Consider the following 18545-nt stretch of genomic DNA (forward strand, 5'->3'; position numbering starts at 1 on the left):
ATTGAACGTACCCATGACCACTCCGGGGTCAGCTGACGGTCAGGTAAGGCGTCCAGGCTGTGAACGAGTGACCCATGGATGTGCAGGTCAGCGCGCCCTTGAAGCCGACCTGGCAGTTGGCGCCGCCATAGCTCACCGATCCCTCCAACTGCTTGCTTCCCGCGCGTCCGTGGGGGCCGCCGATGCCGAAGGTCGGGTGAGCGGGAAACCAGGGGACGTCGATCGCGATGTCGTAGACCTTGGGGGAGAACGGCACCTGAGTCAGGAATTGGCCGCCGACGATGTCGCAGCCGACGACGCCGGTCGGCTTGATCGAACAGTTGAGGGAACCGCTCGAGAAGTAGACCGTGTCTCCCTGCAGGTAGGCGTCCGGCGAGACCGGGACCGGTGCGGGGTAGTCGATGGCCGACGCGACGCCGGCTCCCGTCAACGACATGGCGAGCGCGGCGGCTCCGACCAGTGCTGCTTTGGTGATCGAGCGCATGATGACTCCTCGGTGTCGACGGTGGTGTCCGTGTGTCGGTCCGCGACCCAGAATCGTTACCCGTAGTCAAGATTTGAATCACCTCGAGTGCAACAGTGTTGGACGCCGTGGCTCGGGGTGATGGTGGGACCATGACTACCAGCACTATTCGCACCTCCGTCGTTCCGTTCGTGCTCGACGCCCGCGGAACCGGCGTGGCCCAGCACCTCGTCGTCCAGGGAGACGCCGGACACGAGTTCGACACCGACGCCTACCCGGCCTTCGGTGGCAAGGACGAAGCACCCAGCCCCCTGTTCTACGTCCTCGGCGCACTGACGTCGTGCAATCAGGTCACCGCCGCGCTCGTCGCGAAAGACCTTGGTATCACGTTGGGCGAGTTCACCTTCCGTGTCCAGGGCGATCTCGACACCGAGGTTCTGGTCAAGGGTTCCGAGGGCAACGCCAACTTCGACACCGTGACGGTCCAGGCCACTCTGCAGACCGACGCGGACCAGGCCACCTTCGAGACGTTCGTGTCCGAGGTGGAGCGTCGGTGCCCTCTGTCGCAGCTCTTCGTCCGAAGCGGGCTGGAGTTCGTCAACGAGTGGACGAACGCGGAGCTCACCCGATAGGACTGGTCCCCGCAACGAGCGCCTTCGCGATGATGGTTCGTCTCGTCATCCTCGTCGAGAATACGACCGGGATGCTCGCCAGGACGTTGTTCTCAGAACAGCCGCGCCACTTGAGCAGACAGTTGAAAGCCGAAGCCGCCGTCGTTCGTGCATGTCATGCCATCCTCGCGTGAGGCGCAGGTGTAGCCGTTCATCGCGATGGATTGGTTGTACTGCAACACTTTCGGAGTCTGCGAATAGAAGACGCCCTGATTGAAGCACGCCGGCTCGATGGTCGACTGCTTCATGAAGAAGCCCTTGGTGAGCTGATCGACCGTGAACGTCGAGTTCGCGCAGCTGGCACCGGGAGGGACTGGAGCATCCGCAGCCTGGCAACCCGACCCGTAGTCGAGCGAGGAAATCCTGCACGCAATGTTGCCCGTCGGGGACGTCCAGGAAATACCGTTGCCGTCCTCGAAGGTGGACGGGTCGACAGCGGTGACGGGTGCATCGGGAGCAGACGCGGTCTCTGTGACGGTCTCGGTCACCGGCGCGGCTGAACTGGTCCTGGTCAGGGTGGGTAGGGAGGTTGTCAATGCCGGTTGACTGCCCGCCGAGGTGGTGAGCGAGTCGGACGTGGGTTCGGCTTGCCCTCCACACGCGGAAACGGACATCGCGGCTGCTACGGCGGCGACCAGAGCGAGCTTTCGGAACATGGGTCCTCCTCGACGGGTTGTTGGGAGGTTTATCCGTCGGCGAGTCGGTGTCGTTAGCGATTCGAACGTAACGATTCGGGGACGGTAGTGGTCGAAAGTTCAACGGACTGTTGACGATCAACGGATCATTTCCTACTTCTTGGTCTTGCGTGCCCGGTTGAACTCGATCGCCGCCTGCACCAAGCCGGTCAGCGCGTCCTCGTCGATGGTGTCGCCTTCGTACAGCTCGTAGGATCGGCGCTGCTTACCGCCCAGCTCCCCGTTGAACACACCCTTCGGATCGTCGAGAGACGCGCCGTACATGAAGCCCAGTTTCACCTTCTTCTTGAAGATGTCGCCGACGATCAGGATCCCGTCGACCTCCCACGTGGGGGAACCCATGTACTTCCAGTCCTCGGTGACCGCCGAATCGGCAGCGAGGACGATGCGGCGTGCCTCGGCCAACGCCGCACCACGCCAATCCGGATGCGTGGCAATCAGGTTGTCGATCTCGTCGCTCGGAGTCACGGCGCAAAGATTACGCGTGATCGCTGTCAGGCGCGTCCGCGCAGCTTCTTGTCGGTGGGGGTGGGGAACGACGGCACGATCGGCATTCCGTCCAACAGTGTTGTCAGCCTCGCGGCTTCCGCCTCGACGGCTGTGGTTGCGGCCGAGCCGACGTCGTCGAACATCTCGGTGATCACGTCGCCGGTCGAGCTGACGGACCACCCACCAACGATGCGACCGTCGGACCAGATGGTCGGGCCTATGTTGCCGAACGTGTCGAACAATTTCGGTCCGTGATCGCCGAGGTACCAGTCGCGACGTTTCCACCCCATGGGCGTCGGATCCAGCGAGGGCAGGAGGGCGACTCCTGCCTTCTTCCGCGGGAAGTCCGTGCCCGACAACATAATCCCGTCACCTTCGGCCAGCTGCACATCGACAGTGTCGAGTGACGCGACCGCCGCCTTGGTCTGGGTCTTGTTCCAACCCGTCCACCACTGCAGGTCTTCGGGCGTCGCGGGACCGAACACTTCGAGCCACCGCCGGGCCAACTCCGTTCGCGCCGTTGCCTCGTCGATGTCCTCGATCCCATCTGGCCGCCAGTGCTCGATCGGTGCCCACGTGTGGTGACGCGAGGTCCACTTGCCGCGCGGCTCGGACCGGACCATGTGCCCCTCCGCCGCCAACATCACGAGCACCTGCGAGGTGACGTTTTGCTTGACGTCGTAGACCTTGTCGGTCGTGGGCAACAACGCAGTCCGCAATCCCGGTACGGCCGCAGACAACTCCGCCCCCGTGGCGGTTCCGAGTCGGCGCAGCTCTGCAAGCGTGTCCCGCTCGAGATCGGCGAGCCAGGCGTCGACGTCCTCGACGACGGGGTCCGTCGGCAGCGTCGACACCTGCTTGATCAGCCGTGCCCGCATCACGCGTGCGACCCCGACGCTCGCCGCGGAGTGGAACAGCGGGACGTCCTCCGCCTTCACGACGAACATCGTCCGGCGCATCGCCATCATGCGAAGCAGGCTGCGGTCCTGGTACATCGAGGCTCGAACGTCCTCGACGGTGAGCGACTTCGACCGAGCGAAGAACGACAGGTAGACGCTGGCCGGGTCCGTGGCGTGGAGGGCGAGCATGGAGGACACGATGCTGTTCGGACTCTCCGACATCGCGAGTTGGTAGCGCGTCAGCCTGGCCCGGCGTTGAGCGTCGGTGATCTTCACGGTGCCAGTGTGGCCGGTCGGAGGGCTGTTGTCTGCGATAAGCGCACGGTATGGCGATAGGCCCACGGCTCGACGTGGGCCTATGGCGATTCGGTGCGCCTATCCGGAGGAGGTGAGCCGTGCAGTGTTCGCCGCCTCGGTTTCGGTGTACGCCCGGCCTGCGGCGAGGAAGGTCTCGGCCATGCGGTCGGCGATGTCGATGTGCTGCTGGATCACCGAGGCAAACGAGGCGTCTGAGCCGATGGCCAGTTGGAGGAACTTGTTGCCGAGGGCTTGGCCGGAGGGGAGGGTGCCGAAGGCTTCGATGTTGGTCAAGTAGAACGCCCTGTTCTTGAGGTCGCGGAGGCTTCCCGCATACTGCCGGCAGGCCGCAGCGCAACTCTCCGCTGCTCCTGGCTCGAGAACGAGTGTTTCGGTCATTTTTGCCCCGTCATTTAAGAAGTATTGGATCGAGAATCTGGGCTGATCGCATCGCGGCATCACAGGGCGCCTCAGCTTTGGGGAGGCCACCTTTTGTACCGACGCTCACGACTATCGAACCTCTGGCCCATGCGAATGCAACATCGCAATAGTCACGTGCCGTGTCGTACACAGCTACGTAACTCACCGCATCCCGGTCACCCACCTTCACCGAGACGAAGTCCGTACTTTGCGGATTACTCCGAATCTCCCCAATCGTGTGCGTCGTCGACAACACCGTCAGGTAGTACCACCCGGCGTCCCAGGTGCACAGATCCCAGTCCTTGGCCTCGACCCCAAAATAGTCCGTCGCCACGACGTCGTCCGGATTGGCACCGGTTGCTCGAACCGAGTCCGCCGGGATCTCGCAGGGGTCGAACAGTTCGAAGCTGGATGCGTCGACGACCGGTGTGCCCTCGACGGACTGCCCGCATCCGGCCACGACAAGTCCGAGCATTGCCACCCACAGCCGACGCATTCCCCACCCCCTGAGACCTTGGACGCACCAGGAACCGTATCGGTTCCACCACGGCAACCGCTAGAAGCAAAACCCCACTGTGCCCCTCTGCTCATAGCAGACGCGCTGCCCACAGCAGAACCGCTGGCCCGCAGCCACATTGGCACTGCAGACTCGAACCATGACCGACAGCCCGAGAATGTTCCCGCCAGACCTCCGCAACCAACTTCTGCGCCACCGCGTTCTGGTACTCGACGGACCGCTGGACGACGACAACGGCACCGTCCTCACCACCCACCTGCTGACCTTGGCCGCAGAGAATGCGTCGGCCGATATTGCCCTCTGGATTCATTCACCGGGCGGATCGGTGCCGGCGATGTTGGCGATCCGCGACGTGATGCGACTCGTCCCGTGCGACGTATCGACACTCGCGCTCGGGTTGGCCTGCAGCGCTGGACAATTCCTTCTGTCATCGGGTACCCGGGGCAAGCGGTACGCCCTCCCGCACGCGCGGATTCTGATGCATCAGGGATCCTCCGGTATCGGTGGATCGGCCGTGGAGGTGGAGGTGCAGGCGAACGATCTGCGGCACACTCGCGACACCGTGCTCGGTCTCATCGCAGACGACACCGGCCAATCCCGCGAGCAGATCTTCGAGGACTCGCTGCACGATCGGTGGTTCACCGCCGACGCTGCACGCGATTACGGATTCGTCGATGCGATCGTTGACTCGTTCGACCAGGTCATGCCTATCAGACGCGTTCCGTTCGGAATGGAGATGGCTCGATGAGCACCTACACGATCCCCAACGTCATCACTCGCGATTCGAGGGGTGAACGCGTCGTCGACGTGTACTCCCATCTGCTCAGCGAGCGCATTGTCTACCTCGGTACCGGCATCGACGCCGGCGTCGCGAACGCGCTGATCGCACAGCTTCTTCATCTGGAAGCAGACTCGCCCGACCAGGAAATCTCGATGTACATCAACTGCGAAGGCGGTGATACTGCAGCGATGCTGGCCGTCTACGACACGATGCAGTTCATTGGATCACCAGTTGCCACAACATGTGTCGGGCAGGCGGTGGCGGCAGGCGCGGTCTTGCTGGCTGCTGGGGCGCCGGGCCGGCGGTCGGCATTGACGCACAGTCGGGTCGTGCTCCATCAACCGGCGGCGCAGGGGCGCGGCACCATCCCGGACCTCATTCTCGCTGCCGACGAAGTAGTGCGGGTACGTGCGGAGATGGAGTCGATTCTCGCGAAACACACGGGCCGCGACGCCTCGACGCTGCGGCACGACACCGACCGCGACCTCGTGCTGACGGCTCCGAGAGCACTGGAGTACGGAATCGTCGACCAGGTTCTGGAGGGTCGCTAGGCCGCCATCATCGTGGTGGTGCCGCGGGACAGGTCGTGCTGCGCCTGACCGGCAATCTCGGCCACCGAGGTGCCGAGCGCTCCGACGACGGCCGCGAGGATCTCGCTCGACGGATCCTTGCGGCCCCGCTCGAGCTCGGAGAGGTACTGAGGCGAGATTCCGGCGCGAGATGCGGTGCCGGCCAACGTCTGCCCTCGCCGACGACGATGCTCGCGCAGTCGTCGACCGACCACCTCACGCCAGAGTGGTTCCACGGATGGCCGACGCGTATCGAGACGAATGAGCTCTCCCATGGTCGAACCCTAGCCCCGTGTCGTCGGGCAGGCTCGTCGATTCTGCTCACAGCAGAGATCCGTATCGTCTCTGGAAGTAGTCGACTGACGCATGGAGGCAACGATGCCGGAGAACAACGACCACCTTGCCCGCAGTATCGCGCTGGCCGTCGAGGCGGGCGAGGCGGGAAACCGTCCCTACGGAGCGGTGGTAGTCGGAACAACCGGGGTGGTGCTGGCTGAGGGGCGCAACGAAGTCGCGTCGACCGGGGACATCAGTGCGCACGCCGAACTCATGGCGCTGCAACAATTGACGGCAGACCAGCTGGCCGGATCGACTGTCTACGCAAGCGGAGAGCCCTGCCCGATGTGCGCGGCCGCGTGCGTGTGGGCGGGAGTCGCACAGATTGTGTTCGCTGCGTCGAGCGCAGGCTGTGCCACGGTGGTTCCGGGTGGTCCGCGCATCGAGCTGTCGTGCGCGACGGTGATCGAAGCGTCGAACGCCGACATCGTGGTGGTGGGTCCCGAATGCGAACCGGAGGCGTTGGCGGCGATGCGGGCGTCCGTGGCATAGATCCACCTGCGCTTGTGCCATCGGCGCACGTCGAGACGTGTGCGTATGGCGAAACCGCGAGCCTGTGGATAACCGTCAGCACGAAGTACCCCGATAAGTCCACGCTGCATCCATGGACTTTCCTTTCGGCATCTTCCACACTCGGACCGGTCTCGCCGCGATAGGTGTGACCGACAACGAGATCAAGCGCGGGCTACGTGCTCGCACCCTTGTCGCCCTGGGCCACGGCGCCTATGCGGACGCGGCGGCGTACGAGGCCATGACAGCGGAGCAGCGGCACGTGCTGTCCGTCCGGGCAGCCGCGTCGGCGTGCAGCAGGCCGGTGGTCAGCCATCAGTCCGCTGCCGTACTCCACGGTCTGAGCATGTGGAACCCGGACCTCTCACGCGTGCACCTCAGCGTCGACTCGCGACATCACGGTCGAAGGACGGCGACGCTGCACGTGCACCCCAACCGCCTCGGCGACCTGGTCCACAAGGACGGACTGACCGTGACGTCGGCGGCCAAGACGGCAGTGGATCTGGCGCGAACGTTGCCGTTCGAAGCTGCTGTGTGCGTGATGGACTCGGCACTGACAAGAACGACAAGAGACGAGGTCACACGAGTCGTCCACGCGAGCGCCGGCCTGACAGGAATCAGCGCTGCGAAACGAGTCGTGGCCTTCGCGGACGGTCGAGCCGAGTCAGTCGGAGAGTCGCGTAGCCGGGTCTACCTCCAGCGCTACGGCTTTCCGGCGCCCGAACTGCAAATCGCGCTGCGCAATCCGAACACCCTGCGGGTGATGCGACCAGACATGCTGATCGGCGGTGTGATCCTGGAGTTCGACGGGAAGGTGAAGTACACCTCGCAGGAGGCACTGTTCGCGGAGAAGAAGCGCGAAGACGAACTGACGTCGCTCGGCTGGGTGGTCGTGCGGTGGACGTGGGGCGACCTGTCGAGCGACGCCGGTGCCGTCACGCTGAGGCGGGGACTTCAGCGAGCAGCACGACTTCCGCCGCCGCTGACGATTCGCCTATGACATCGCCATAGGCGCACGTCGAGACGTACGCCCATGGCAAAACCATGCGCCTATCGAGCAACCCAAGCTACTCGACCAACCCAAGCTACTCCACCAACCCCCGAATATCGTCCGCGGACAACGTCGAGCTGAACGCCGCACCGTCGTCCATCACGCTTCGGAACAGCGCTGCCTTGCGCTCCTTCAACGCCATCACTTTCTCCTCGATGGTCCCGCGCGCGACGTAGCGGTTCACGAACACCGTCTTCGTCTGACCGATGCGGTGGGTGCGGTCCACGGCCTGGGCTTCGGTGGCCGGGTTCCACCACGGGTCGAGGACGAAGCAGTAGTCGGCTTCGGTGAGGGTGAGGCCGACGCCGCCTGCTTTCAACGAGATCAGGAACACCGGCGCCGAACCAGTGCGGAACCGCTCCAGTACGGCGCCGCGGTTGCGGGTGCGGCCGTCGAGGTATTCGGTCTCGATTCCGCTCGCAGACAATCGTTCTCGCACGCGCGAGAGGTATCCGGTGAACTGGCTGAACACCAGGGCGCGGTGGCCTCCGGCGATCACCTCGTCCAACTGGTCGATCAGTTCGTCGGTCTTGGAGCTGGAGACGTCGGCGTACTGGGGGTCGATGAGGAACGGATCCAAGCTGAGCTGACGCAGCAACGTCAGCGACGTGAGGATGGTGAACCGGTTCTTGTCCAGCTCCCCGAGGAGTCCGAGAATCTTCTGACGTTCACGGTTGAACGTCAGGTCGTAGAGACGCTGGTGCGCCGGATTCAGGTCGACCTCGACGGTGACTTCCTGTTTCGGGGGCAGGTCGGTCGCCACGAACTCCTTGGTGCGGCGCATCACGAGCGGGCGGATGCGTCGACGCAGTCGGGCGAGAACGTCGCTGTCACCGTCGTTTTCGATCGGTTTGCGGTACATCTCGGTGAACACGCGCGGCGACGGGAACAGTCCGGGGGAGGTGATGGACAGCAGCGACCACAGTTCCATCACGCTGTTCTCCATCGGTGTGCCGGTGATGGCCAGCTTGAACGGGGTCTCCAGTCGTCGGGCGCACTGGTACGACTTTCCCTGGTGATTCTTGACCGACTGAGCTTCGTCGAGCACCAGTCCTGACCATGTGCGCGAGTCGAAGTCGTCGAAATCGATGCGGAAGATGGTGTACGACGTGACGACGATGTCGGCGCCCTCCGCGATGTCGACGATGCTCCGGCCGCGGCGGGCTTGGGTCTCCGACGCGGTGACGACGCGGAGACCGGGGGTGAAGGTGGCGGCTTCTCGTGCCCAGTTGTGCACGACGCTCGTGGGCGCGACGATCAAGAACGGGGATACCAGTCCCGTTGTCTCGCTTTGCTTCTGAATCAGCGAGAGCGTCTGAATGGTCTTTCCGAGACCCATGTCGTCGGCCAGGATTCCGCCGAGCCCGTGGGTGTAGACGAACGAGAGCCACGACAAACCTTCGAGCTGGTAGGTGCGCAGCGTCGCATTCAGGCCCGCAGGTGGTTCGACGGGTTCGAGCGAGTCGAGCATCAACAGTCCCGACACCTGCGCTTGCCACGCCTCGGCCTGCGACGTGACGACTCCCAGTGCTGCGAACTCGTCCCACAACCCCACCTGGAAGCGGCTGAGGCGCAGAGAATTTCCCGGTGCGTCCTGCAGCGAGCGTGCTTCCTCGACCAGTGCACGCAGTCGTGTCAGCTGATCGGATCCCAGGTCGAAGTACCGGCCGTCGGCCAGAATGAGGTGGGAGTCGCCGCGTGCGATTCCCGAGATGACCTCCGCGACAGGCACTGTGGTCCCGTCGACCATGACGTCGATTCCCAGATCGAACCAGTCGTTGCTGCCGCGGATCGAGCTGGTGCTCACCGAGATCGAGATGTCGTCGCTGACGTCTGCGAAGGACGGCGGTTCACCGGTGACGATTACGGTGACGCCGTCGATGTTCTGCAATGCAGGAACGCCGAACGACATCAGCTGCGCTGCCGCGAATCCCTCTCGGGTGAAGGGCCGCAGCATTCCCCCGAGCGAGGGGACGTCGAGAATCTCGGCGACCGCTGTCAATACGGCCAGTTCGGAAGAAGTGTCGCGGTGAGCCTCACCTCCGGGCGCTCGCTCGGTGGAGATGTACATCGGAACGGTGTCGACCGTGTAGTGCCACTGCCCCGACACCAACACTCGGTGTCCTGGCGAGTACGTCATCACCAGATCCAGTGCGGGGCCGACGATCACGGGCTCGCGGAACGACGAGTCGGACGACACCACGGACGTGGTACGCCGGATGGCGGGCAGGTAGCGCGAGGAGAACGAGTCGCGGTCCTCCCGCGGAACCATCAACCCACCGGGCGTCGTCGCGATCGACATGAGTGCGGCCGGAACGGGAGTGGACATGCGCGCCAACCGAAACGGGCGTTTGGCGGGCTCGTCGGTGTTCGCGGGATCCCAGTGCACGAGGCCCGTGCCGTCGTCGCCGACGAAGGAGAACGCCGAACTCGGGAGGGACACACCGTCGACCGTCGTGTGGCCGGTCACCGTCAGCGATCCCGAATCGTGCGACACCACATCGACTTCGAACGTCGCCTGCTCGATGGGCGGGATGTCGCCAAAAGTTCGAGTGGCGTGGACGAGGGGGAGACCGGCGTCGTGTGCGCTGGCCAGAACGCCCCAGACCGAGCGGCCGGGCAGGTCACCGAGATCGAGGTTTCCGATCTGCTGGTACGAGTACCGGGACCGACCGGCCCGGGACTTGACCAGGTGCAGCGAGTACAACTCCTCGAGGATCTCCAACTGCTCCGCGAACCCGCGATCCTGCGAGTACGGCATGCGGTCCCACGCGATACCTGTCGTGGCCCACGCCCCGGTACGCCCTCGTCGCAACGGACGAGCGAGAAGACGGAGGGAGCCGGGGTGCTCCTTCGTTGCCCCCAAGGACAACTGCAGCGCGAGATGGGACTGCTCGGTGTCGTCGTCGACCAGCGGTTCGAGCACAGTCGTCCAGTGCGACGGGGCAGGCGCTGTCGTCACCGCCGACCGGATTGCGTGCAGCACCACAGCCGCGGAGTGCTTGCATCGAACCCTCATCGGGCACGAGCAGGACGTATCGGAGATGCCGGCCACGGCGCCGTCGTCGACGATGACGTCCACCCGAGTCTCGTACGGAACCGCCCGCTGACCGCGCACCCGCGCGTGCAGCACGTGACCGTCCCACTCCAACCCCGATACCCGTCCAGCGCGGGCGTATGCGTCGCCGCGCGAGTAGCTGTCCCCCGTGAACGTTCGACGAATTGCGGCGGGCGCGGAGGCAGAGAGGCGGGGCAGAGAGGCGGTCATCGCAGTCGAGGGTAGGCGAGCGGGCGACCGGTGCGTCAGAATCGTCCAATGGGGCGAGGTGATGTGCGCGACGACGTCGAGAAGCGGGTGCTGCGGATCGGTGTCGTGGACGACCACTATTCGATAGTTCGAGGACTGACGGCGATCGCCGACGAGCACGACGACATGGCGGTGGTGGCCGGCGAGGACACGGTGGCAGACTTGCTGGCCGTCACCACGGACCTCGACCTGGTGATTCTCGACCTCAGGCTGGCCGACGGTTCCTCCCCGCGAGCGAACGTCGAGTGCCTGCGTGACGCGGGCATGAAAACACTGGTGTACACCTCGGGTGATGAGCCCTACCTGGTTCGTCAGGCCGCCGCGGCGGGTGTGCTGGGTGTGGTGCGCAAGTCGGCGCGTCCGTCGGAGATCGTCGAGGCCATCCGGTGCGCGGCGGCGGGTGAGCAGTTCGCCACCATGGACTGGGCCGCGGCCATCGACTCCGACGAGGACTTCGTCGACCTGCCGCCGAGGCTGCGGCAGGTGTTGGAGCTGTACGCGGCGGGGGAGCCGACCAGTCGGGTGGCCGCGCAGACGGATCTGTCGACCGAGACCGTCAATGCGTACGTCGGGCGGATCCGGGCCAAGTACAGCGCGGTAGGGCGTCCAGCACCGACGAAAACCGATCTGTACAAGCGCGCGATCGAGGACGGCTGGCTTCCCATTCCGCGGCGCTTCCGGCGCTGATCCGGCGCATACTGTCGGCCATGGCAACCGTCGCAGACCATTACGTCCAGACCCTGACCGAGAGTGGCGTGACCCACGTCTACGGTCTTCCCGGAGATTCACTGAACGGCTTCACCGACGCGATCCGTCGGCACGAGGGTATGACCTGGCAGCATGTTCGCAACGAGGAGACCGCAGCGTTCGCCGCTGCCGGTGATGCCGCGATCACGGGCGAACTCGCGGTGTGTGCCGGTAGTTGCGGACCCGGCAACCTGCATTTGATCAACGGGTTGTTCGACGCCCACCGCAGCCGTGTGCCGGTGCTGGCCATCGCCGCCCACATCCCGCGCAGCGAGATCGGGTCGCAGTACTTTCAGGAAACCCACCCGCAGAGCCTGTTTCAGGAATGCAGCGTCTTCTGCGAACTGGTCAGCGATCCCGACATGGCCGAACACGTTCTCGCCATGGCGATGCGCGCCGCCATCGAAGAGCGAGGGGTCGCGGTCGTGGTGGTACCGGGCGAAATCTTCCTCGCACATGCCGAACAGCGGAAATCGACACCTGCGATCCGCCCCACCACCTCGCATGTCCGTCCCGACGACGCGTCGCTCGACCATGCTGCGTCCATCCTGAACGCGAGCAGCAACATCACGATTCTGGCCGGCGCCGGTGTGGCCGGAGCGCACCAGCAACTGCTCGACATCGCCGGTGCGCTCAACGCCCCGGTCGTGCACGCGCTGCGCGGCAAAGAGCATGTGGAGTACGACAACCCGTACGACGTCGGTATGACGGGTCTGCTTGGCTTCGCGTCGGGCTACCGCGCCATCTCGCACGCCGATGTGCTGCTGATGCTGGGCACCGACTTTCCCTACCGCACCTTCTATCCCGAGGACGCGAAGATCATCCAGGTCGACATTCGTGGGCAGAACCTGGGCCGCAGAGCAACGCTGGACGTCGGTCTCGTGGGCACCGTGGCCGACACCGTCGACGCACTGCTGCCGCGCCTTCACGCGAAGACCGACCGGGAACACCTGGACAAGTCCCTGAAGCACTATCGCAAAACGAGAAAGAACCTCGATTCCTTCGCCGTCGACGATCGGCACCGCACTCCTATTCGGCCGGAGTACTTGGCGCGGTTGGCAAACGAACTCGCCGACGACGACGCGGTCTTCACCGTCGACGTCGGATCACCCGTGGTGTGGGCCGCGCGGTACCTCACGATGAACGGCAAGCGTCGACTCCTGGGATCGTTCAACCACGGTTCGATGGCCTGCGCGCTGCCGCTCGCCATCGGTGCGCAGACGGCGCAGCCCGGCCGACAGGTGGTGGCGTTCGCCGGCGACGGCGGACTGACCATGGGCTTCGGTGAGCTGATCACGTTGATGCAGAGCGGGTTACCGGTGAAGGTGATCATCTTCGACAACTCGTCGCTGAACTTCGTGGAGCTGGAGATGAAGGCGGCGGGCATCGTCAACTACGGCACCGATCTGAAGAACCCCGATTTCGGCGCGGTCGCCCGGGCGCTGGGGATGTTCGGTCGGCGAGTGGAGAAGCCGCAGGATCTCGAAGCTGCTCTCACCGAGGCGTTCGCGTACGACGGGCCGGCGGTGATCGATGTCGTGACCGCAGCCCAGGAACTCTCCATTCCGCCCAAGATCACCTTGGAACAGGCAAAAGGGTTCACGCTGTACGGCATTCGGACGATTTTGTCCGGACGGGCGGACGAGTTGGTGGACCTCGCCGACACCAACGTCCTGCGCCGCATCTTCGACTGAGAGGCACCTCTAATGCAGATCGACCTGTCCCCGTACACCGCCCTCGTCACCGGTTCCACGCAGGGAATCGGTGCGGCCATCGCTGCCGGGTTGGCGCGATCGGGCGCCACCGTCGCGGTCAACGGGCGTTCGCAGTCGGGTGTCGACGCGGCCATCGAGCGATTGCGCTCCGAGGTGCCCGACGGAACGTTCGTTGCCGCTCCCGCTGACGTCACGACGGCCGACGGAGCCACCGCGGTGCTGGACACGGTTCCCGAGGTCGACATCCTCGTCAACAACCTCGGCATCTTCGGGTCGACGCCGGCGCTCGACATTACCGACGACGACTGGCGACGGTACTTCGAGGTCAACGTTCTTGCCGCGGCGCGGCTCATCCGACTGTATCTGCCGCAGATGACAAAGAAGGGGTGGGGTCGAATCCTCGACATCGCAAGCGATTCGGCGATCGTCATACCCGCCGAGATGATCCACTACGGAATGTCGAAGACTGCGCTGCTCGCGGTCTCACGCGGGTTCGCGAAGGAAGCGGCCGGCACCGGAGTGACCGTCAACTCCGTGATCGCCGGTCCCACCCACACCGGTGGCGTCGAAGATTTCGTCTACGAACTCGTCGACTCGAATTTGCCCTGGGACGAGGCCCAGGTCGAGTTCATGAAGAAGTTTCGTCCACAGTCGTTGCTGCAGAGGCTGATCGAGCCGGAGGAGATCGCCAACATGGTGGTCTACCTCAGTTCGCCGTTGGCGTCGGCGACCACGGGAGCGGCGGTCCGCGTCGACGGCGGGTACGTGGACGCGCTGGTCTAGAAGATCACCGCGTCTTCAAAAGATCACCGCGTCCGACCAGTCACCGAGTTCGGCGGCCACGGAAAAGGTCGACTCCAGAAACTCCATCAGGAGCACGTCGGGGTTGGCCGCGTTCCGCACATCGGCATAGGGGAGTACGAACTCCCCGAGCGCTGCGTCGTAGAAGGCTTGGTCCGGTGCCACGACGTGCGACTCGAAGCCGATCGGCGACGGGTACGCGTAGGAGTAGAAGACGCCTTCGTCCGCGCCACCCGGCCAGTAGCCGCAACTCGAGACCTCGTCGCTGTAGGCCTCGGTCATCACCCAGTCCGGACAGTTCGGGATACCGCCGGGATGGGGCTCGGCCTTGCGTCCGGAGAAGCGTGTGACGGCCAGATCGAAAGCGCCCCAGAAGAAGTGGACCGGGCTGGCCTTACCGCGGAATCGTCCCCGGAAGTCCGAGAACACGCGGTGTGCACTCACCAGGGACGTCCAGAAGTCGGTCATGGCCGCCGCGTCGTAACTCGAATGCTCGGTGTCCTCCGCGAACGGAATCGCGTGGGCGAGTTCCACCGGGACCGGCGTGATCGCGACGTCGATATCGAGTTCGACAAGCAACGAACGGAATTCGGTGTAGAAATCGGCCACGGTCCGCGGCGCCAGCGCCATGGTGCGCGATCGACCGTCCGTCGTCAGGATGGTCAGGGTGTGCGCCCGGAAATCCATCCTGATCTCGACGCCGATGGACTTGTAGGGCATCAGCGACGTGGTCAGTCCCGTGGCATCGACGTAGAGCGGGACGCCCCACCAATGATTGACGTCCGGGGCAAGCGCAAGACGCACCTTTCCGACGATTTGAGTCCACAGGTGCACGGTGTCGCGGGTGGCGATCCAGTTCTCGACGGGAAGTGCGGGCCAGGCAGCGTTCTCGGTCATGGCCCATACTGTGGCACGTCGACCCGTGAAATGATCGCTTCATGGCAACTCCCGACGCCGTCTACGACACGGTGCGCGACATCCTCGCCGACGCGCCGGTCCACCAACGCAAGTCGTTCGAGTTGCGGCTCGAACGGTGGTGGCCCGACCTGCACGATGCGGTCACGGCCCTGTACCCGGACCCGGACCACGTTGCGCTGCGCCTGGTGTCGGTCGCGGCACGCGGTTTCGTCGCACGGCCGACCGACCTGCACCGGCTCGACGAGCGTCGCCTGCTGCGCCCCGACTGGTTCCAGGGGCCCGATATGTTCGGATACGCCTGCTACGTCGACCGCTACGGCGGTACCCTCGCCGGCGTCGGTGACCGTCTCGATCACCTGACGGACCTCGGCGTCACGTATCTGCATCTGATGCCGCTTCTCACCCCGAGGCCAGGAGACAGCGACGGCGGCTACGCCGTCATGGACTACCGCACCGTCCGCTCCGATCTCGGTAGCAACGACGACCTGTCCGAGCTCTGCGCGAAGCTGCGAGACCGCGGAATTTCGCCGGTCATCGACTTGGTGCTCAACCATGTTGCGCGCGAACACGAGTGGGCCGAGAAGGCGCGTGCGGGAGATTCGGTCTATCGGGACTACTTCCTGATCTATCCGGACCGCACGACACCGGACTCCTACGAGCGAACCCTCCCGGAAGTGTTTCCCGATTTCGCTCCGGGAAGCTTCACACTCGACCCGGAACTCGACGAGTGGGTGTGGACCACCTTCAACGACTTCCAGTGGGATCTGAACTGGGCCAACCCGGCCGTGTTGGTCGAATTCGCCGACATCGTCATGCATCTGGCGAACCTGGGCGTCGAGGTACTGCGCCTGGACGCGATCGCGTTTCTCTGGAAACGGCTCGGCACGAACTGTCAGAATCAGCCCGAGGTTCACGCCATCACGCAGGCGCTGCGGGCCACCGCTCGACTCGCCGCTCCGTCGGTGCTGTTCAAGGCCGAGGCCATCGTCGGACCGCGCGATCTGCTGCCGTACCTCGGGGCGGGTCGGCACACCGGCCGTGTGTCCGACATCGCCTACCACAACAGCTTGATGGTGCAGGTGTGGTCGATGTTGGCCACTGGGCGAACCGATCTGGCGGTGCACGCGCTGTCCTCGCTCCCGCCCACTCCGCCGAGCGGCACCTGGGTCACCTACGTCCGCTGTCACGACGACATCGGGTGGGCTATCGACGACGCCGATGCTGCGGCAGTGGGGTTGTCGGGGTGGGGACACCGAAACTTCCTCGCCGACTGGTACTCCGGCGAGTTCGACGGGTCCTGGGCCGACGGCATTGTCTTCCAACACAATCCGCAGACCGGTGACCGCCGCATCAGCGGTACCGCGGCCGCGTTGGCAGGGCTCCGATCCGATCCCGACAACGCACGGGCTCGGCTGTTTCTCGCGCACGCGATCATCGCGGTGTGGGGCGGAATGCCGGTGGTGTGGAGCGGCGACGAGATCGGCCACCTCGGCGACCCCGACTGGGCGTCCGAAGAAGGTCATTCCGGCGACAACAGGTGGGTGCACCGGCCGCGAGTCACGGACGCGGACCGCGCCCGCCGCCTCGAAGCCGGCACCGACGCGCAGCACGTGTTCGACGGCCTAGCTCACGTCGCCCGCGTGCGCGCGGATCTGCCGATGCTGCACGCCGAAGCGCCCGTCGACGTTCTGACCGACGCGCCGGACGGGCTGCTCGCCATCGCGCGGCGGCACCCCAGCGGAACTCTGATGGCTCTGTTCAACGTGACCGCGCACCCGCTGCCGTTTCCGCAGCATCGCCTGCCGTCGCCGGCACTGGAGGTGCTGTCCGGGCACGAGCTGATCGTCGACGCAGGCGGTTCGGTGTGGGTGCCGCCGTACGCGGCTTGGTGGGTTGTCGAGGCGCCCTAGTACTGGACCCGGAACCCGCCGATGAACGTGATCTGGTTCCCTTCGGGATCCGAGACGGTGCACAGCCGCACGAAACATTCGGAAATGAGGTGCGTGATGGCAGTAACTCTCGCCAAAAGCGGCAATGTCTCGTCGGAGGATGCGTCGACCGAGACCGCGATGGTGTTCGGGGAGATCTACCGCCGCGCCGGCGAATGGAAGTTCCGGGCAATCGGGCAGGGTTATGTGTCCGGGCTTGCGGGTATCGTCCGTGACAACGGGATCAACGTCTGAAACCGTGCCCTGACAGCATAATTCGGGCAAAAGCGACAAAGCAGAGGTTTCTTCGACAATGGTGCTTCGCATCTTCGGCATGTCCATCGTGTTCACCGTGCTCGCCGTCGTCGTGGGGTTCGTCTACGGCGGACCGCAGGCAGCGGTGCTCGTGTTGATCCTCGGCGTTCTGGAGATTTCGCTCTCGTTCGACAACGCGGTCATCAATGCGACTGTGCTGCAACGGATGAGTGAGTTCTGGCAGAAGATCTTCCTGACGGTCGGCGTGATCATCGCCGTGTTCGGCATGCGGCTGATCTTCCCGCTCGTGATCGTGTGGGCCGCGTCGGGACTCGGACCCGTTGCCGCACTGGACCTTGCACTCAACCCGCCGGCCGACGGCGCCGCCACGTTCCCGGACGGACGACCGAGCTACGAAACTCTGCTGACCGACGCGCATCCGCAGATCGCCGCGTTCGGCGGCATGTTTCTCCTGATGCTGTTCCTGGGCTTCATCTTCGAAGAGCGCGACATCACCTGGTTGTCCGCCATCGAGAAGCCGCTCGCGAAGGCCGGCAAACTCGACATGCTGGCCGTCGTCGTCGCCGGAATCGCCCTGGTACTGGCCGCCGAATTCCTGGCACCGGAGGACAAAGTGTCCACCGTCATGGTTGCCGGTGTGCTCGGAATGGTCACCTACATCGCCGTCAACGGACTCGGAGAATTCTTCGACACCGGAGACGGTGACGGCCCCTCGGAATTGGCGAAGGCCACCGGAAAGGCCGGATTCTTCCTGTTTCTCTACCTCGAAGTGCTCGACGCGTCGTTCAGCTTCGACGGTGTCATCGGGGCGTTTGCCATCACGGCAGACCCGATCATCATCGCGCTGGGTCTCGGCTTCGTAGGCGCCCTGTTCGTTCGATCGCTGACGGTCTATCTGGTGCGCAAGGGAACCCTCTCGGAGTACGTGTACCTCGAGCACGGAGCGCACTGGGCCATCGGCGCCCTGTCGGTCATTCTGCTGGTGTCCATCGGCGTCGAGATCAACGACATCATCACCGGTCTGGTGGGAGTGGTGCTCATCGGACTGTCGCTCGTGAGCAGTATTCGTCGAAACAGGAAGTCGGCCGACCGCGACGAAGTCGTCACGGTCTGAGTAAGGGATCCGACGGCCGGCGCGCATCAGCGTTCGTGGGC

19 protein-coding genes and 1 pseudogene are annotated in these 18545 nt (G+C 64.6%); 11 read left to right on the plus strand and 9 right to left on the minus strand.

From position 1 onward, the window contains the following. Positions 1-28: 28 nt before the first annotated feature. On the minus strand, positions 29-484 hold the full coding sequence (locus tag AC59JP_RS22080; RefSeq protein WP_497327987.1) for a hypothetical protein: 456 nt from the start codon (positions 482-484) through the stop codon (positions 29-31). Positions 485-615: 131 nt separating this feature from the next. Between AC59JP_RS22080 and AC59JP_RS22085 the strand changes: the two genes are divergently transcribed. Then, positions 616-1095 carry an OsmC family protein gene (locus tag AC59JP_RS22085; protein ID WP_497327988.1) on the plus strand — a complete coding sequence of 160 codons (480 nt, stop codon included), beginning with the start codon at positions 616-618 and terminating at the stop codon, positions 1093-1095. Between the two features lie 92 nt (positions 1096-1187). On the opposite strand, the gene AC59JP_RS22090 is transcribed toward AC59JP_RS22085, so the two are convergent. The 5 genes from AC59JP_RS22090 to AC59JP_RS22110 all read right to left on the minus strand — a co-directional run bounded on the left by AC59JP_RS22090 (position 1188) and on the right by AC59JP_RS22110 (position 4430). Continuing rightward, a complete protein-coding gene (locus tag AC59JP_RS22090; RefSeq protein WP_497327989.1) occupies positions 1188-1790 on the minus strand; it encodes a DUF6636 domain-containing protein in 603 nt (200 codons plus the stop codon). Between the two features lie 132 nt (positions 1791-1922). Then, positions 1923-2297, minus strand: coding sequence for a DUF1801 domain-containing protein (locus tag AC59JP_RS22095; RefSeq protein WP_497327990.1), 375 nt, complete (start codon positions 2295-2297; stop codon positions 1923-1925). 26 nt (positions 2298-2323) lie between these two features. Continuing rightward, positions 2324-3493 carry a winged helix DNA-binding domain-containing protein gene (locus tag AC59JP_RS22100; protein ID WP_497327991.1) on the minus strand — a complete coding sequence of 390 codons (1170 nt, stop codon included), beginning with the start codon at positions 3491-3493 and terminating at the stop codon, positions 2324-2326. A gap of 99 nt (positions 3494-3592) precedes the next feature. Continuing rightward, complete coding sequence (locus AC59JP_RS22105; RefSeq protein WP_497327992.1) at positions 3593-3913, minus strand: hypothetical protein; 321 nt, start codon at positions 3911-3913, stop codon at positions 3593-3595. A 10-nt stretch (positions 3914-3923) separates the two neighbouring features. Then, positions 3924-4430: a DUF3558 domain-containing protein gene (locus tag AC59JP_RS22110; protein ID WP_497327993.1), complete on the minus strand. Its 507-nt coding sequence runs from the start codon at positions 4428-4430 to the stop codon at positions 3924-3926. Positions 4431-4590: 160 nt separating this feature from the next. On the opposite strand from AC59JP_RS22110, the gene AC59JP_RS22115 reads away from it, so the two are divergent. Beyond that, entirely contained in the window at positions 4591-5199 is a 609-nt protein-coding gene (locus AC59JP_RS22115) for a ClpP family protease (RefSeq protein WP_497327994.1), read from the plus strand. After that, complete coding sequence (locus AC59JP_RS22120; protein ID WP_497327995.1) at positions 5196-5783, plus strand: ClpP family protease; 588 nt, start codon at positions 5196-5198, stop codon at positions 5781-5783. Before AC59JP_RS22115 ends, AC59JP_RS22120 begins: the two co-directional genes overlap by 4 nt. Here the strand turns inward: AC59JP_RS22120 and AC59JP_RS22125 are convergent. Next, positions 5780-6076: a helix-turn-helix domain-containing protein gene (locus AC59JP_RS22125; RefSeq protein ID WP_497327996.1), complete on the minus strand. Its 297-nt coding sequence runs from the start codon at positions 6074-6076 to the stop codon at positions 5780-5782. The two genes, AC59JP_RS22120 and AC59JP_RS22125, sit on opposite strands and share 4 nt — an antisense overlap. Positions 6077-6179: 103 nt before the next feature. Between AC59JP_RS22125 and AC59JP_RS22130 the strand changes: the two genes are divergently transcribed. Both AC59JP_RS22130 and AC59JP_RS22135 read left to right on the plus strand, forming a co-directional pair. Continuing rightward, entirely contained in the window at positions 6180-6629 is a 450-nt protein-coding gene (locus tag AC59JP_RS22130; RefSeq protein ID WP_497327997.1) for a nucleoside deaminase, read from the plus strand. Between the two features lie 112 nt (positions 6630-6741). Then, complete coding sequence (locus AC59JP_RS22135) at positions 6742-7647, plus strand: hypothetical protein (protein ID WP_497327998.1); 906 nt, start codon at positions 6742-6744, stop codon at positions 7645-7647. Positions 7648-7732: 85 nt separating this feature from the next. Here AC59JP_RS22135 and AC59JP_RS22140 read toward each other — a convergent pair whose 3' ends face one another. After that, on the minus strand, positions 7733-10966 hold the full coding sequence (locus AC59JP_RS22140) for a DEAD/DEAH box helicase (protein ID WP_497327999.1): 3234 nt from the start codon (positions 10964-10966) through the stop codon (positions 7733-7735). Between the two features lie 48 nt (positions 10967-11014). Here AC59JP_RS22140 and AC59JP_RS22145 point away from each other — a divergent pair, with 48 nt between their 5' ends. From AC59JP_RS22145 to AC59JP_RS22155, 3 genes are read left to right on the plus strand one after another with little or no spacing between them, the layout of a single operon-like run. Beyond that, positions 11015-11692, plus strand: coding sequence for a response regulator transcription factor (locus tag AC59JP_RS22145; protein ID WP_497328000.1), 678 nt, complete (start codon positions 11015-11017; stop codon positions 11690-11692). A gap of 20 nt (positions 11693-11712) precedes the next feature. Continuing rightward, a complete protein-coding gene (gene poxB, locus AC59JP_RS22150; protein WP_497328001.1) occupies positions 11713-13446 on the plus strand; it encodes a ubiquinone-dependent pyruvate dehydrogenase in 1734 nt (577 codons plus the stop codon). Positions 13447-13458: 12 nt separating this feature from the next. Next, positions 13459-14250 (plus strand): SDR family NAD(P)-dependent oxidoreductase, encoded by a 792-nt coding sequence (locus AC59JP_RS22155; protein ID WP_497328002.1) that lies wholly within the window; start codon positions 13459-13461, stop codon positions 14248-14250. 15 nt (positions 14251-14265) lie between these two features. Here the strand turns inward: AC59JP_RS22155 and AC59JP_RS22160 are convergent, their stop codons facing one another. Further along, on the minus strand, positions 14266-15165 hold the full coding sequence (locus AC59JP_RS22160; protein ID WP_497328003.1) for a DUF5996 family protein: 900 nt from the start codon (positions 15163-15165) through the stop codon (positions 14266-14268). A 41-nt stretch (positions 15166-15206) separates the two neighbouring features. On the opposite strand from AC59JP_RS22160, the gene AC59JP_RS22165 reads away from it, so the two are divergent. The 3 genes and pseudogenes from AC59JP_RS22165 (at position 15207) to AC59JP_RS22175 (ending at position 18504) form a co-directional block, all read left to right on the plus strand. Next, positions 15207-17096, plus strand: coding sequence for an alpha-amylase family protein (locus AC59JP_RS22165; RefSeq protein WP_497328004.1), 1890 nt, complete (start codon positions 15207-15209; stop codon positions 17094-17096). A gap of 132 nt (positions 17097-17228) precedes the next feature. Continuing rightward, positions 17229-17369, plus strand: a pseudogene (locus tag AC59JP_RS22170) (TerD family protein); the annotation flags it as partial. A gap of 58 nt (positions 17370-17427) precedes the next feature. After that, positions 17428-18504, plus strand: coding sequence for a DUF475 domain-containing protein (locus AC59JP_RS22175; protein WP_497328005.1), 1077 nt, complete (start codon positions 17428-17430; stop codon positions 18502-18504). Positions 18505-18545 lie beyond the last annotated feature (41 nt).

Source organism: Rhodococcus sp. 320_ES (assembly GCF_059691855.1).

Excerpts from the sequence above, each read along its gene's own strand:
- AC59JP_RS22080 (WP_497327987.1), bottom strand. The coding sequence starts at position 484 with ATGCGCTCGATCACCAAAGCAGCACTGGTCGGAGCCGCCGCGCTCGCC.
- AC59JP_RS22085 (WP_497327988.1), top strand. The coding sequence starts at position 616 with ATGACTACCAGCACTATTCGCACCTCCGTCGTTCCGTTCGTGCTCGAC.
- AC59JP_RS22090 (WP_497327989.1), bottom strand. The coding sequence starts at position 1,790 with ATGTTCCGAAAGCTCGCTCTGGTCGCCGCCGTAGCAGCCGCGATGTCC.
- AC59JP_RS22105 (WP_497327992.1), bottom strand. The coding sequence starts at position 3,913 with ATGACCGAAACACTCGTTCTCGAGCCAGGAGCAGCGGAGAGTTGCGCT.
- AC59JP_RS22110 (WP_497327993.1), bottom strand. The coding sequence starts at position 4,430 with ATGCGTCGGCTGTGGGTGGCAATGCTCGGACTTGTCGTGGCCGGATGC.
- AC59JP_RS22115 (WP_497327994.1), top strand. The coding sequence starts at position 4,591 with ATGACCGACAGCCCGAGAATGTTCCCGCCAGACCTCCGCAACCAACTT.
- AC59JP_RS22120 (WP_497327995.1), top strand. The coding sequence starts at position 5,196 with ATGAGCACCTACACGATCCCCAACGTCATCACTCGCGATTCGAGGGGT.
- AC59JP_RS22125 (WP_497327996.1), bottom strand. The coding sequence starts at position 6,076 with ATGGGAGAGCTCATTCGTCTCGATACGCGTCGGCCATCCGTGGAACCA.
- AC59JP_RS22130 (WP_497327997.1), top strand. The coding sequence starts at position 6,180 with ATGCCGGAGAACAACGACCACCTTGCCCGCAGTATCGCGCTGGCCGTC.
- AC59JP_RS22135 (WP_497327998.1), top strand. The coding sequence starts at position 6,742 with ATGGACTTTCCTTTCGGCATCTTCCACACTCGGACCGGTCTCGCCGCG.
- AC59JP_RS22140 (WP_497327999.1), bottom strand. The coding sequence starts at position 10,966 with ATGACCGCCTCTCTGCCCCGCCTCTCTGCCTCCGCGCCCGCCGCAATT.
- AC59JP_RS22145 (WP_497328000.1), top strand. The coding sequence starts at position 11,015 with ATGGGGCGAGGTGATGTGCGCGACGACGTCGAGAAGCGGGTGCTGCGG.
- poxB (WP_497328001.1), top strand. The coding sequence starts at position 11,713 with ATGGCAACCGTCGCAGACCATTACGTCCAGACCCTGACCGAGAGTGGC.
- AC59JP_RS22155 (WP_497328002.1), top strand. The coding sequence starts at position 13,459 with ATGCAGATCGACCTGTCCCCGTACACCGCCCTCGTCACCGGTTCCACG.
- AC59JP_RS22160 (WP_497328003.1), bottom strand. The coding sequence starts at position 15,165 with ATGACCGAGAACGCTGCCTGGCCCGCACTTCCCGTCGAGAACTGGATC.
- AC59JP_RS22165 (WP_497328004.1), top strand. The coding sequence starts at position 15,207 with ATGGCAACTCCCGACGCCGTCTACGACACGGTGCGCGACATCCTCGCC.
- AC59JP_RS22175 (WP_497328005.1), top strand. The coding sequence starts at position 17,428 with ATGGTGCTTCGCATCTTCGGCATGTCCATCGTGTTCACCGTGCTCGCC.